We start from the raw sequence: 14,663 nt of genomic DNA on the forward strand, positions 1-14,663 counted from the left end.
CGAATAAATTCGCTCCCACAGTAGATAGGGGTATCTCTGTGGGAGCGGGTCTCAGGAAAGCGGCTCTTGCTCGGCAAGCGCCACCGCACGGAACATGGCGCGGCGCTTGTTCAGGGTCTCTTCCCATTCCAGCGCGGGCACCGAGTCAGCGACGATACCGCCGCCGGCTTGCACGTGCAGTTCACCGTTCTTGATCACGGCAGTGCGGATCGCAATCGCGGTGTCCATGTTGCCGTTCCAGGCCAGATACCCCACGGCGCCACCATAGACGCCACGCTTGACCGGTTCCAGCTCGTCAATAATTTCCATGGCGCGGATTTTAGGCGCGCCAGACAAGGTGCCCGCCGGCAGAATCGCACGCAGGGCGTCCATCGCAGTCAGGCCACTTTTCAACTGGCCAGTGACGTTGGAAACAATGTGCATCACGTTGGAGTAACGCTCGATAACCATCTTTTCCGTGAGTTTGACCGAGCCGATTTCAGACACGCGACCGGTGTCGTTGCGCCCCAGATCGATCAACATCAAGTGTTCGGCGACCTCTTTGTGATCGGAAAGCAGGTCTTTTTCCAGCGCCAGGTCTTCTTCTTCATTCGCGCCGCGCGGACGGGTACCGGCAATCGGGCGCACGGTGATCAGGTTGTCTTCGACCCGCACCAGGACTTCAGGCGAACTGCCCACGACATGGAAGTCGCCAAAGTTGAAGAAATACATATAAGGCGTCGGGTTGAAACAACGCAGCGCACGGTACAGGTCGATGGGGGCGGCCTTGAAGTCGATCGACATGCGTTGCGACGGAACGACCTGCATCACGTCACCGGCAAGGATGTACTCCTTGATGGTGTCCACTGCGCGCTCGTAATCGTCTTGAGTAAAACTGGAGCGGAATATCGGATCAGGCGCTTGCGGCCGGGTCAGATCAAGACCGCGACGCGGGGTAATCGGCTGACGAAGTTTTCCCATCAACTCATCCAGGCGCGCCAGGCCCTTTTCGTAGGCGCCGGCTTCAGCCGGGTCGACCAGCACGATCGCGTGCATCTTGCCTGCGAGGTTATCGAACACCACCACCGCATCCGACACCATCAGCAGGATATCCGGCACACCCAGCGGGTCCGGGTTTGGACATTTGCCCAGGCGCTTCTCGACATAACGCACGCAGTCGTAGCCGAAGTAACCCACCAGCCCGCCATTGAAACGCGGTAAACCGGCAATGGTCGGCACGTTGTAGCGCGCTTTGAATTCTTCGACGAACGCCAACGGGTCTTCTGACTCCAGGCGCTCGATCTCGACGCCGTCCTGGGTCACGCTGATCTGCTGTTCGTGGACCCGCATCACGGTGCGGCATGGCAGGCCAATGATGGAGTACCGGCCCCACTTCTCGCCGCCCTGCACCGACTCCAGCAAATAGGAGTTCGGCTGGTCGGCCAGTTTCAGGTAGATCGACAGCGGTGTGTCGAAGTCGGCAAGGGTTTCGTAGGCAAGCGGGATACGGTTGTAACCGGCAGCAGCCAAACGCAGAAATTCTTCGCGGGTCATGATCAGCCTCGTGGCTTGAGGGTAAAACGGTCAGGTATGCAAACGCGCCGGTGGACCGGCCAGAGTCAAGTCAGGCGCGCCAACGCCAGCGGGCCAGGGCCTTAATGACTTTCATCCAGAGCTTGCGGGTGACCACCACGATGGAATCTCTTTGAGGGGGGGATTTGACGTCGGCCAACGTTAGCGCAGCGGCAGGATCTAAGCAACCGGGGAGCAGCATACGCAGGTCATCAATAACCAGCGACGGCGATTCCTCGGCAATCGGCCGGCCATGGTTGTAGCCATAGCTGAGTGCCACACTGGCAACGCCTGCCGCTTTTGCTGCCAGCACATCGTTGCGCGAGTCACCGACGAACAGCGATTGGGATGCCGGAACACCGGCCATTTTCATCACAAAAAACAGCGCCGCCGGATCAGGCTTCTGTTGTGGCAACGTATCGCCACCGATGATCCAGCGAAAAAACCGTCCCAGTTTCAACTCATCCAGCAGCGGCGCGACGAAACGCTCCGGCTTGTTGGTGATCAGGGCCATTTCAACGCCCTGTTTCTGCATCCACTTCAAGGTTTCGCGCACGCCTGGGTACACCTGCGTCAGCGCGTGACTGCCCGCGTACACCTCCATGAAAATCGCCAGGGCCTCTTCGGTGTCTGCGTCGCTCACGGACGAATGATCGAAATCATTGGCCAGTGCGCGACGGACTAACACCCGGGCGCCATTACCGATCCAGACTCGCACCGACGCGATTCCGGCCGGCGGGCGCCCGAGCTTGAGCAGCATGTTGTCCACGGCCGCACCGAGGTCTGGCACTGAGTCGATCAATGTGCCATCCAGATCGAACATCACCAGCTTGGGCAAGCGGCCCGGGAACAGCTGCTCAAACCCGCTCATGGACGAGCCAACGCCAGTTCGGCACGCATTTTCTGGATAACCTCTTGGTAGTCCGGCGCATTGAAGATAGCTGAGCCAGCGACAAAGGTGTCGGCACCGGCGGCAGCGATCTCACGAATGTTGTTCACATTGACCCCACCGTCGATTTCCAGACGAATGTCATAGCCGGAGGCTTCTATCAGCGCCCGCGCTTCGCGCAGTTTGTTCAGGGTGCCTGGGATGAACTTCTGCCCGCCAAAACCGGGGTTAACGCTCATCAGCAAGATCATGTCGACCTTGTCCATCACATATTCAAGCACGTTCAGTGGCGTGGCCGGGTTGAACACCAGGCCGGCCTTGCAACCACCTTCACGGATCAACTGCAGTGAGCGGTCGACGTGCTGTGTGGCTTCAGGGTGGAAGGTGATGTACGTGGCGCCGGCTTCGATGAAGTCGCCGATCATGCGGTCAACCGGGCTGACCATCAAATGAACATCAATGGGCGCGGTGATGCCGTACTTGCGCAATGCCGTGCAGACCATCGGGCCGATGGTCAGGTTAGGTACGTAGTGATTGTCCATGACATCGAAGTGGACAATGTCCGCGCCAGCGGCGAGAACATTGTCGACTTCCTGGCCCAGACGGGCGAAGTCGGCGGAAAGAATTGAAGGAGCAATAACGAAGGGCTGCATGACGCACCTTTGAGCAGAATCACGGTGGCGCGCATTGTACCTTAGTCAGGCCGGGTGCAACTCTCCGCAGATCCGAGCCAAACCCCGATCCCGCAGAACAGGGGTCAGCCACAGATTTTTCCTGCCAGATCGATCAGGCCACTTGAGTTCGCAACTTCTCGCTACGTCCGCGCAACCATTCCAGTACCAGCAACAGCACCACCGAGAACGCGATCAGCATGGTGGCCGCAGCCGCGATGGTCGGGCTGAGGTTTTCGCGGATACCGCTGAACATCTGCCGAGGCAGCGTGGCCTGTTGAGGGCCAGCAAGGAACAAGGTCACGACCACTTCATCGAACGAGGTGGCGAACGCAAACAGTGCACCCGATACCACGCCCGGCGCGATCAGTGGCAAGGTCACCCGGCGGAACGCAGTCAATGGCGATGCCCCGAGGCTGGCGGCAGCACGAACCAGGTTGTGGTTGAAGCCCTGCAAGGTAGCCGATACGGTGATGATCACGAAGGGCACACCCAACACCGCATGCACCAGAATCAGCGATATGTAACTGTTGCCCAACCCCAGTGGGGCAAAGAACAGGTAGCTGGAGACACCGACAATGACCACCGGAACGACCATTGGCGAAATCACCAAGGCCATGACCAGCGCCTTGCCCGGAAAGTTGCCACGGGTCAGGCCAATCGCAGCCAGCGTACCGAAGCTCATTGCCAATACCGTGGCGGCAGGCGCAACGATCATGCTGTTCTTCAGCGAGCGCATCCATTCAGCGGAGGCGAAGAAGTCCTGGTACCAGTGCATGGAAAACCCTTGCAGCGGGTAAACCAGAAAGCTCCCGGAGTTGAACGACAGCGGGATGATCACCAGCACCGGCAGGACCAGAAACAAAAGTACCAGCCCGCAGAGAATACGCAGGGCGTAATACCAGACCCGCTCAATAGGAGACGTATAAGGGCTCAGCATGTTGATTCTCCTCAGCTCAGGCGCATGCGGCTGGCGCCGACTAGCCAGTTATAAATCAGGTAAAGCACGATGGTTGCCATCAACAGCAAACCGCCCAAAGCCGTGGCCATGCCCCAGTTGATACTGGTGTTGGTGTAGAAGGCGACGAAGTAGCTGACCATTTGATCGTTCGGGCTGCCGAGCAACGCCGGCGTGATGTAGTAGCCAATCGACAAAATGAACACCAACAGACAACCCGCACCGACACCGGCATACGTCTGCGGGAAATACACGCGCCAGAAGCTGGCGAATGGATGGCAGCCCAGGGAAATCGCCGCCCGCATGTACGTCGGGGAAATGCCCTTCATCACGCTGTAAATCGGCAGGATCATGAACGGCAGCATGATGTGCACCATCGAGATGTAAACGCCGACCCGGTTGAACACCAGCTCCAGCGGTTTATCAATGATGCCCATCGCCATCAAGGCGCTGTTGATCAAGCCACTGGACTGGAGCAATACGATCCACGCGGCAACCCGCACCAGAATCGAGGTCCAGAATGGCAGCAGCACCATAATCATCAGCAGGTTGCTTTGCCGGGAAGGCAGGTTCGCCAGCAGGTACGCCAATGGGTAAGCCAGCACTAGGCAGATCGCGGTGATGACCAGACCCATCCAGAACGTGCGGGCGAAAATATCCACGTAAATGGCTTGATCAGGGGTCGCGGGCGCCACTTCACCGAGGTCATCGATGCGATGGTCGACTGCGGCCAGCAAGTAATAAGGGGTGATGCTACTGGTGTTACGGCGGATCGCTTGCCAATAGGCAGGATCGCCCCAGCGCTCATCGACAGCTTCGAGCGCTTCTTTATAAGAGGTCGGTTCAGTCTTGAACGGCAATGCGCGGGCGGTTTTCGTCAGCAGGCTGCGATAACCGGCCAGTTCCATGTTCAGGCGCTTGGACAAATCGCCCAGGGTCTGATTCTTGCGGGTTTCAGCCAGGTCCACGCTCAGTGCCTGGTACGCAGCCTCGGACGGAAGACTCTTGCCGTCCCATTGGGCCACCGCTGCAACCGTACGCGGTAAGGCGCCGACCACTTCTGGGTTACCGACGCTCTTGTAGAGCAGCGCAATAATTGGCACCAGAAATACCAGCAGCAAAAACAGCACCAGCGGAGCGATCAATGCCTGAGCCTTCCAGCGATTGACCCGTTCAGCACGAGCCAGACGCTGTTTCAGGGTGGGGCTGGCGCCTTCTGTAAGGGGCACTGTGATGGCCATAGCGAACTCCGAAAATCTTTGAACGATGGATGCGCCCCTCCTCCCTATCCACAGCAGAAGAGGGAGCGCACCTGGATCTGACTCAGCGTAAAACGGTTACTTGGCCGCCCACGCGTTGAAGCGCTGTTCCAGTTGCTCGCCGTTGTCAGCCCAGAAGCCGACGTCGATCTGCACTTGGTCCTTGATGTTTTCCGGAGTGGTCGGCATATCTTTCAAGATGCCTTTGTCCAGCAGCGGTACGGCTTGGGTGTTAGCTGGGCCGTAAGCGATGTTTTCCGAATAGATCTTCTGCTGTTCTGGCTTGACCGAGAAGGCGATGAATTTCTTCGCTGCTTCGGCGTTTTTCGAGCCTTTTGGGATGGCCCATGCGTCGAAATCGTAGATGCCGCCGTTCCAGACCACTTTCAGATTGCTTTCTTTTTGCACAGCGGCGATACGGCCGTTGTAGGCAGAGCTCATCACGACGTCACCGGAGGCCAGGAACTGTGGCGGTTGAGCGCCTGCTTCCCACCACTGAATGTTCGGCTTGAGTTCGTCGAGTTTCTTGAATGCACGGTCTTGACCGCCTTTACCCGCCAGCACCTTGTAAACATCTTTAGGCGCTACGCCGTCGGCCATCAAGGCGAATTCCAGGGTGTACTTGGCACCTTTACGCAAGCCACGCTTGCCTGGGAATGTCTTCACGTCCCAGAAATCGGCCCAGCTGGTAGGTGCGGTTTTCAGCTTGTCGGCGTTGTAGGCCAACACGGTGGACCATACGAAGAAACCAACGCCGCAGGTCTGGATAGCGCCTTTGACATAGTCTTCCGACTTGCCAAGCATCGCTGGATCAATCTCTTCGAACATCCCTTCATCGCAACCACGGGACAGCTCAGGCGATTCGACTTCTACCAGGTCCCAAGAGACGCTCTTGGTGTCGACCATGGTTTTGACCTTGGCCATTTCACCGTTGTACTCGCCCGCAACCACCTTGCCGTTGCCAGCTTTTTCCCACGGTGCGTAGAACGCTTTTTCCTGAGCTGCCTTGTTAACGCCGCCGAAGGATATAACGGTCAGATCTGCCGCCGCCATGGCGTTTGCCGCGCACATCATGCCGAGCGTAATAGCGGTGAACTTCAAAGATTTAAGCATTTATTGTTCTCTCCACAGTGCAGTGTTGGGTATGCGTGGGGCGATTGATTCGCCTCTGACTGTTAATTAATGCGCTTCCAGCAAGGGATCGAGCGCGCGAACGTGTTCGACCTGCCATCCAATTGGCACAACGTCGCCCACCGTCAACCCCGGATCCAGCTCGGCGATTGGCTGCTTGACGAAGAAGTCTGTTTTTCCTGCAACTTCCAGACGCACACGAACGTGGTCACCCAGATAAATGAATTCAGCGACGCGGCCAGAGAAACGGTTCACACAGCTTTCGCTGTGGCCGTTCACCCGAACGCGCTCAGGGCGAATCGACAAGGTCACCGGGTCACCGATCTTGCCAACATTGACTGCCAGCGCCTCGACCTTCTCGCCACGGGCCAGCGCCACGACACACCGATCACCGGTGCAGCTGACCAGGTTGCCGTTAAGACGGTTGTTTTCGCCGATGAAGTTGGCGACAAACGTGTTTTTCGGTTCTTCGTAGAGCGTGCGCGGAGGCGCAATCTGCTGGATCTCGCCCTGATGGAATACCGCCACCCGGTCGGACATGGTCAGGGCTTCACCCTGGTCATGGGTCACGTACACCACGGTAACGCCGAGGCGTTCGTGCAGGTGTTTGATCTCCATCTGCATGTGTTCACGCAGTTGTTTGTCCAACGCACCCAAGGGTTCGTCCATCAGCACCAGTTGTGGTTCGAACACCAGCGCCCGGGCCAAGGCCACACGCTGTTGTTGACCGCCGGAAAGCTGCGCCGGGTACCGATGGGCGAAGGTGTCGAGCTGAACCATGCTCAGCACGCGCTTGACCCGCTCGCTGACGTCGGTCTTGTTCAAGCCGCGGACTGTCAGCGGAAACGCCAGGTTCTCCGAGACGGTCATGTGCGGGAACAAGGCGTAGTTCTGAAATACCATGCCGATGTCACGCTTATGCGGCGGCACGTTGTTGATCGCGCGGCCAGCCAACAGGATTTCGCCAGCGGTTGGCGTTTCGAAACCGGCCAGCATCATCAAGCTGGTGGTCTTGCCAGAACCGGAAGGCCCCAGCAGGGTGAGGAACTCGCCTTTGCGAATTTCCAGGTTGAGGTTTTTGACGATCAGTGCTTCGCCGTCGTAGCTCTTTTGCACACCACGGAAGCTGACCAGAACTTCACTCGCCCCAGCACTTGAATCGACGTCGCTCATTACCCACACCTTTGTTTTGTATGCCGTGGATTAATCCTAGATCAGACCATTGGCCGCGCAAATCGGGGGGCAAGAGAGATTGCTGTAGGGATTGCCCTACAGCGATGGCGCGATTAGACATGAGGTGTCGTAACCGGATCGCGTCGCCACCGCTCACGACACGTCAACGCCTACAAAAACATGAGGTTGAAGCGTGTCGTTTTCAGGCATCCGCCTGATTAGAGCAACTTGTGCTCCATCGCATACTTCACCAGATCGGCCAGCGAAGTGACGTGGAGCTTCTGCATCAGTCGCGCTTTGTGCGTGCTGATGGTTTTGCTGCTCAAGGCCAGTTGCTGAGCAATGTCGTTGACGTTCGCCCCCTGTGCCAAGCGCTCGAACACTGAAAACTCGCGCTCGGACAGCAGCGAGTGGAGCGGACGGTTATCGGTCAGGCCGACTTCAAACACCATGCGGTCCGCCAGGTCCGGGTCGATGTAACGCCCACCGGCAGCCACCCGCCGAATCGCCGTCAGCAACAACGCCGGATCACTGTCCTTGGTGGCATAACCGGCAGCGCCGATCTTCAATGCACGGGCGGCCATCTGCGCTTCGTCGTGCATGGACAACACCAGAATCGCCGGCGGGTTGTTCAGGGCGCGAATTCGCGGGATCGCTTCCAGGCCATTTACGCCCGGCATGGAAATATCCAGCAGCACCACTTCGCACTCGACATGACGCAACGTTTCCAGCAGTTGCTCACCGTTGCTGGCCTCACCCACCACCGCCAGATCCTTCGCCAGCCCGATCAGCTGTTTGATACCTTCACGGACAATGGTGTGGTCTTCGGCTACCAATACACGAATCACGTTTCACGCTCCTGCCCAGCAGTTTTCAATCATTAATCGGCAAGTGGAATGTACACACGCAAGGTTGTGCCTTCACCGGACTCACTGTCCAGCAGCAATCTGCCGCCCAGCATCAACACCCGCTCGCGCATGCCCACCAGACCGAACGAGGTCGGCCTGCCCTGCTCGGGCACAAAACCGCAGCCGTCGTCGGCGATGGTCATGCACAGCATGCCGTCATCCAGCGTCAGACTCAGCTCGACGGTATGCGCCTGGGCGTGACGCATCACGTTGGTCAGTGCTTCCTGAAGAATCCGAAACAAGCCGATGGCCTTGGCATCGCTGAGCATGGGCAGGTTATCGGGGACCTCTACCAGACACGGAATCTGGGTGCGCGCTTCAAAACGTCGGGCTTGCCATTCGATGGCCGACGCAATGCCCGCATCGAGAATCGGCGGGCGCAGCGCCGTGGCGACATCACGCACCAGTTGAAAGAGCTGTGAGATCAGACGTTTCATGCTGTTCAGCCGCTCGTGCAAGCCTGGATCAAGGTCGGCGTAGGCCAGCTCGCACATCGACGTTTCCAGCTTGAGTACCGTCAGCATCTGCCCCAGCTCGTCATGCACCTCGCGGGCGATACGGGCTTTCTCTTCTTCACGCACACTTTCCAGGTGCGCTGACAGTTCGCGCAGTTGCTCGCGGGAACCGGCCAGTTCCAGTTCTATACGCTTGCTTTCACTGATGTCCCAGACGATCCCGTCCCAGACCACGCGGTCATCCTCCAGATGCCGGGCGATGGCCTTGATCTCCGCCCAGCGCTCCTCGCCATTGCGGGTCAGGATGCGCCCCTGCCATGACCAGTCGCTGTTGCCGTCCAGAGAGCGATCCTGAATGACGTGATAGCCCGCGCGATCATCCGGGTGCACCAGATTGCGCAGCCCCATCTCTTTGTGACGCAAGGTCGCGGGCGAATAGCCGACCAGGCTTTCACTGCCTTCACTGATATACGCGAACTCCGGCGCATCGCCGGCGTTCGCCCGCTCCAGACGAAACACCAGACCTGGCACGTTGGCCGCGATCCCTTGCAGGCGCGCTTCACTTTCTTGCAGCGCGGCCAATGCCCTACGCCGATCAGTGACGTCAGTGAGGTAAACCACAAGGTACTCAGCATCGCGAAAGCGCAGAAAACTCAAGGACACATCGGTGGGCAACATGCTGCCATTCGCACGGATACAGTTTGTCTCGAAACTTTGTGGGCTGTCCTCCGTGGAACGGGCGCGTCGCCACAGGTTCAACCAGCGGTCCATGTGCAGGCTTGGTTCGAAGTCGATCAGTGGCCGATCCACCACCCCGCCCACGCCGTACCCCAGCATGGCCTCGGCGGCGCGATTGGCATAGCGCACATGGCTGTCCCAATTGACCCAGAGAATGCCAACCGTGCTTTGATCGATAGAGAACTGCGTCAGCCGCAACGCCGCTTCACTGGCTTGGCGCAAAGCAATGTCTTCACGCGCAGCCAGCAGACTGTGTTCCAGTTCCTGTTGCTGACGACGCTGCCAGATCACAATCGCAAAGCAGGCCAGCCCCATCACCGCAAACAACAGACTGAGGTTTTGCCAGAAACCCGGCGACTCAGTCAGCCGTGGGTACTTGGGCTGCAACCAGCGTGCGTGCAGTTGCTCAAGGTCTCTGGCGGGGATCGCATGCAGCGCGGCACTGACGATGTCAGCCAGCTCTGGCAAGTTTTTTCGCGACGCCACGCGTAATAGCTGCGGCAAGCCGATGTCGCCCACCACCGCCAACTCGGCAAAATCCGGCTCGATGGACAAACGGCTGAGCTGCGCTTCATCAATCACGGCGTATTTGGCCTGCTGGCTCAACAACAACTGCAACGCCTGGCGCTCCAGAGGCACCCCTTGCAGATTGAGGTGCGTGTACGTCCCGCGCAAATAATCAGCGACCGCACTGGGCATGCGCACGGCAACGCGGACGCTGCTGTCGAGCTTCTCCAGATCGACTGCACCCGCCCCTTGGCGCTCGCCGACCACCAGATTCGGCACGCGCATGTAAGGGTCGGAAAACAACCATAAACGCAAACCCGCAGGCGTTTGTGTCAGCCCCGGCGCCAGATCGACAGCCCCCTCGCCCAAGGCCTTCTCCAGCGCGGCCTGATCCGGAAAATTGCGCCAGAGCAGTTCGACCTGCAGGGTATTGGCCAGCGAGTTCATCAGGTCGACGTTGGCGCCCGACAATTGCTGCAGGCGCCGATCAAACTGTGCATAGGGCGCTTGCAGGACCAGGCCCACCCTTAACGGGCCGTGCTGATCGAGCCAGGCGCGCTGCTCCACGCTCAACGTCGCGGCAGAGGATGCTGGTGCTGGCTCGGCCAACGCCACGAACGGCACGCCCACCAAAGGCAAAGCAATCAAGCCCCTCCATGCACAGGCAAGAACCCAAAATCGCAGTGATCGAATCATGAGCGTGTCATTCCGTGGCTTCCTGAATTGTGTCCCGCATTGCATTACTGCCCTGAGCGTGCCTGACAAATGCTGATCAACCCATTAGGCTGCCAGGATTGTTTCTGGCTTGGAATATCCGATGTCCTACACCTTTAGCGCAACGTTTCCCGCGTTATGCCTGTCGCTGATACTACCTTGTGCCATGCCGGTGATGGCCGCTGATCCAGCGTCAGACAAACCGGCAGCCGACGCAGTACCGGCAGAACGCCAACTGATTCTGGACCGCAGCCAGGAAGACACCCTCGCTCTCCAACGCCAACTGCCGCAGCAGGAGCAACAGGAATTGCAGGCCGACAGTGGTAGCTTCCTCGCCCTGTGGAAACCCGCCAACGTCGCTCAACCCAAGGGCGCAGTGATCATCATCCCGGGGGCGGGCGAGTCGGCGGACTGGCCACAAGCGGTAGGCCCCCTGCGGCGCAAATTTCCCGACGTTGGTTGGGACAGTTTGAGCCTGACCCTGCCAGATGTGACCAGCGGCGGCAGCTTGCCACGCATTGAAGAAACGGCGGCTGTCGCAGATCAAACTGCAGCGGACAAGGACGCCAAAACCGGCGACGCCTCAAAAAAAGCCGACCCCGCGAGCACTGCCGAAGCCGACGCCGCTGACAACGTGGCGCGCGCAGCTGCCGCTGAAGAGCAAGCCAAGGCGGAGGCCGAGCGCATTTTTGCCCGCATCGAAAGCGCCATCGCCTACGCGCAACAGCAAAAAGCCCGCAGCATTGTATTGCTCGGGCATGGCAGCGGCGCATATTGGGCCGCCCGCTACTTGAGCGAGCGACCTTCGCCAAACATTCAGAAACTGGTCATGGTATCGGCGCAGGAGCCCTCCAACACCAAGCCAGCCCTGGATGAACTGGCGACAACGCTGAACGTAAAAACGGCTGACTTCGTCTACAAAGACTTGCCGCAATACCGCCAGGCGGCACTGCAACGCCTGCAAGCGAGCAAACGCACGAAAAACAAAGGCTACACACAGGTCGCGCTGGCAGCGTTGCCGGGCGACAACGCCAACGAACAGGAGCAACTGTTCCGACGTGTTCGTGGCTGGCTGGAGGCCAAGTAATGTAAGCGCCCCCCACGCCTCAGATCAGCGAAAGTCCCGCCGCTCGCGAATCAGCGTATAGGCTTGGTGCAATTCGCGGGTTTTCTCGGTGGCTTCGCGCACCTGCAAGAGGTTGGCCCCTGTGCCCGCGACTTTATCCGGGTGGTGGCGGCTGAGCAGACGTCGATAAGCGCGTTTGATCTGCGCCGGCTCTGCGTCCGCTGTCACGCCCAGCAACTGCAGCGCCTCTTTATAATCATCGCCGCTACGGATCAGTGGCTTTTTGTGCGGATCGTACTCGCTGGCTAATGCCTCAACCGTTGGCGCTGACCACCCCAGCCATTTGCCCCACAGCACAATCAACTCACGTTCAGCCCGTGACACCTTGCCGTCGGCCCAGGCCATGCGCCAACACGCCCGCAACAGCCCTTCGGCAGCATGCGGCTGGGTCTTCATGCGGCCCAGGTATCCGCGCAGTCGGTCGTGCCCTTCCTTGCCGCGATTGAAGGCCAGAATCGCTCGACGCTGAGCCAGCTCACTCAGGCCCAGTCGCCGCATTTCCACGCGTGCCTGCTGGATATGCCCATCAACCACTCGCCCATCGCTCTTGGCCAAACGGCCGAGCAGAATGAACAGCAACTCATCGTCACGCGGGACCTTGCGCCCACCCAGGCGCTGACGCAGATGCGCCCAGCTGTGCAGTTCCAGACGCCGATCAAGCGCCTGCCCGAGCAACGCACCCAGCAGCGCGCCCGGAATGCTGGCGATAGCAAAACCGGCGCCAGCGCCAATCAACGTGCCTGGCCACAGCATTTAGCGACTCACCGCAAGCAACTGCTCGACTTCAGCCAAGCGCTCATGGGTGCCGACATCGACCCAGCGCCCCGTGAAATGCTCGCCCGTGACCTGTCCTTGCGCCATGGCTTCGCGCAACAACGGCGCCAGCTTGAAGGCCCCCGCCACGCAACCGTCGAACAGACGTGGATTGAGGATGGCCACGCCACTGTAGGTCAACCGCGATGCGGTTTGGCTGGCAACCTCATGGCTATCCAGGACATGCCCATCCACCAGTGCAAAATCACCTGCAGGGTGATGCGCAGGGTTATCGACCAACACCAGATGCGCCAGCCCTGGGATAGGCCGATGCAAACGGGTGAAATCGTAATCCGTCCAGATATCGCCGTTCACTACCAAAAACGACTCGTCGCCCAACAGCGGCAGGGCACGGAATATCCCGCCACCGGTTTCCAGGGGCTCGCCTTCAGCGGAATAACGGATGCTCAAACCCAGGCGCTGCCCGTCACCGAGATAATCGACGATCTGCTGACCCAGCCAGGAATGGTTGATCACCACCTCTGTGAATCCCGCCGCGAGCAGCGCCCGCAGGTGATACTCGATCAGAGGCACATCGCCCGCACGCACCAGAGGCTTGGGCGTGTGCAGGGTCAAAGGGCGCATGCGCTCGCCTTTGCCTGCGGCGAGAATCATCGCCTTCATGCGCTTACTGCCTTCATCTTCATACAACAGCTCCAACAGGTTGACGCAGGCTTGCCAACAACTCAGCCAGCTCAGCCAGCTCCGGGCGCCGCGCCAATACGGTGTCTATATAGGCGAAGAAACGTGGCACGTCGGCCAGGTAGCGAGGCTTGCCGTCACGGTGGCAAATACGCGCAAAAATACCGATCACTTTCAAATGTCGCTGCACGCCCATCAAATCACTGGCCCGCAGAAAATCTTCAAACTCCGTCTGCACCGGGATGCCCAGCTTGCCAGCGGCTTGCCAATAGGTCAGCAACCAGCCGCGCACGCGCTCCTCGGGCCAGCTCAAGAATGCATCCTTGAACAGGCAGGTCACGTCATAGGTCACCGGCCCATACACCGCATCCTGAAAATCCAGCACGCCGGGGTTCGGCTCGCTGTGCATCAAGTTGCGCGGCATATAGTCGCGATGCACCAACACGTTGGGTTGCGCCAGCGCGCTGTCGATCAACAGATCGCTGACCCGCTCCCACATCCCCAGTTGCGCCTGGCTCATCTCGACGCCCAGATGACGACGTACATACCACTCGGGGAAGAGCTCCAGCTCGCGGCGCAACAGCGCGACGTCGTAGCTCGGCAGCGGCGCGTCCATCGGCAACTGCTGATAGGCCAGCAACGCGTCGAACGCATCGGCGAACAGCGCGTCGGCATTCTCGGCATTGATCACATCGAGGTAGGTCTTGCGACCCAGGTCGTTGAGCAGAAGAAAGCCTCGCGTCAGGTCTTCGGCATAAATTTTCGGAACATTAATTCCTGATTTAGCTAATAAATGAGCGATATCCACGAAGGGTTTGCAGTTTTCCTGGGGTGGAGGCGCGTCCATCACAATAAAAGTGCGGCCTTCACCCTCCCAACGGAAATACCGCCGGAAACTGGCATCACTGCTGGCGGCGGTCAACGTGGCCGGGGGTACAGCGCCCCAGCCTTGAGCTGCGAACAGCGCAGGTAACTGATCATCGAGCCAAACTTTCAGGTGTTGCAGGCGTACATCTTGATCTGGCATTGCAAGGGTCTCCGACGGCGCTAGCCGTCAAGCGGGTCATGCTTTATTATCCGACATCTTTTTCAGCCCATCGAGAGGCGTGCGGCCCCCCGCCGGCAGAT

13 protein-coding genes are annotated in these 14,663 nt (G+C 59.1%); 1 reads left to right on the forward strand and 12 read right to left on the reverse strand.

The features are described from left to right. Nucleotides 1-51: 51 nt before the first annotated feature. The 9 genes from trpE to K0F75_RS23485 form a co-directional block, all read right to left on the reverse strand. Entirely contained in the window at nt 52-1,533 is a 1,482-nt protein-coding gene (trpE, locus tag K0F75_RS23445; protein ID WP_219064350.1) for an anthranilate synthase component I, read from the reverse strand. Nucleotides 1,534-1,603: 70 nt separating this feature from the next. After that, nucleotides 1,604-2,422 (reverse strand): phosphoglycolate phosphatase, encoded by an 819-nt coding sequence (locus tag K0F75_RS23450; protein ID WP_219064351.1) that lies wholly within the window; start codon nt 2,420-2,422, stop codon nt 1,604-1,606. Beyond that, nucleotides 2,419-3,093, reverse strand: coding sequence for a ribulose-phosphate 3-epimerase (gene rpe / locus K0F75_RS23455; protein WP_219064352.1), 675 nt, complete (start codon nt 3,091-3,093; stop codon nt 2,419-2,421). The genes K0F75_RS23450 and rpe overlap by 4 nt, the downstream gene beginning before the upstream one ends. Nucleotides 3,094-3,226: 133 nt before the next feature. After that, complete coding sequence (locus K0F75_RS23460) at nt 3,227-4,051, reverse strand: ABC transporter permease (protein WP_219064353.1); 825 nt, start codon at nt 4,049-4,051, stop codon at nt 3,227-3,229. A gap of 11 nt (nt 4,052-4,062) precedes the next feature. Beyond that, on the reverse strand, nt 4,063-5,310 hold the full coding sequence (locus K0F75_RS23465) for an ABC transporter permease (protein WP_219064354.1): 1,248 nt from the start codon (nt 5,308-5,310) through the stop codon (nt 4,063-4,065). Between the two features lie 96 nt (nt 5,311-5,406). After that, a complete protein-coding gene (locus tag K0F75_RS23470) occupies nt 5,407-6,441 on the reverse strand; it encodes an ABC transporter substrate-binding protein (protein WP_219064355.1) in 1,035 nt (344 codons plus the stop codon). Nucleotides 6,442-6,507: 66 nt separating this feature from the next. Further along, entirely contained in the window at nt 6,508-7,632 is a 1,125-nt protein-coding gene (locus K0F75_RS23475; RefSeq protein ID WP_219064356.1) for an ABC transporter ATP-binding protein, read from the reverse strand. A 218-nt stretch (nt 7,633-7,850) separates the two neighbouring features. After that, nucleotides 7,851-8,480: a response regulator transcription factor gene (locus tag K0F75_RS23480; protein ID WP_219064357.1), complete on the reverse strand. Its 630-nt coding sequence runs from the start codon at nt 8,478-8,480 to the stop codon at nt 7,851-7,853. 32 nt (nt 8,481-8,512) lie between these two features. Next, a complete protein-coding gene (locus tag K0F75_RS23485; RefSeq protein WP_219064358.1) occupies nt 8,513-10,936 on the reverse strand; it encodes a PAS domain S-box protein in 2,424 nt (807 codons plus the stop codon). Nucleotides 10,937-11,057: 121 nt separating this feature from the next. On the opposite strand from K0F75_RS23485, the gene K0F75_RS23490 reads away from it, so the two are divergent. Continuing rightward, a complete protein-coding gene (locus tag K0F75_RS23490) occupies nt 11,058-12,041 on the forward strand; it encodes an alpha/beta hydrolase family protein (protein WP_219064359.1) in 984 nt (327 codons plus the stop codon). Nucleotides 12,042-12,065: 24 nt separating this feature from the next. Here K0F75_RS23490 and K0F75_RS23495 read toward each other — a convergent pair whose 3' ends face one another. The 3 genes from K0F75_RS23495 to K0F75_RS23505 are packed head-to-tail and all read right to left on the reverse strand — an operon-like array spanning nt 12,066 to nt 14,562. Then, nucleotides 12,066-12,833 (reverse strand): TerB family tellurite resistance protein, encoded by a 768-nt coding sequence (locus tag K0F75_RS23495; protein ID WP_219064360.1) that lies wholly within the window; start codon nt 12,831-12,833, stop codon nt 12,066-12,068. Further along, nucleotides 12,834-13,517: an N-acetylmuramate alpha-1-phosphate uridylyltransferase MurU gene (gene murU, locus K0F75_RS23500; RefSeq protein ID WP_219064361.1), complete on the reverse strand. Its 684-nt coding sequence runs from the start codon at nt 13,515-13,517 to the stop codon at nt 12,834-12,836. A gap of 19 nt (nt 13,518-13,536) precedes the next feature. Further along, on the reverse strand, nt 13,537-14,562 hold the full coding sequence (locus tag K0F75_RS23505; protein ID WP_219064362.1) for an aminoglycoside phosphotransferase family protein: 1,026 nt from the start codon (nt 14,560-14,562) through the stop codon (nt 13,537-13,539). Nucleotides 14,563-14,663: the final 101 nt, after the last annotated feature.

The organism is Pseudomonas sp. UMAB-08, assembly GCF_900095225.1.
Classification (GTDB): domain Bacteria; phylum Pseudomonadota; class Gammaproteobacteria; order Pseudomonadales; family Pseudomonadaceae; genus Aquipseudomonas.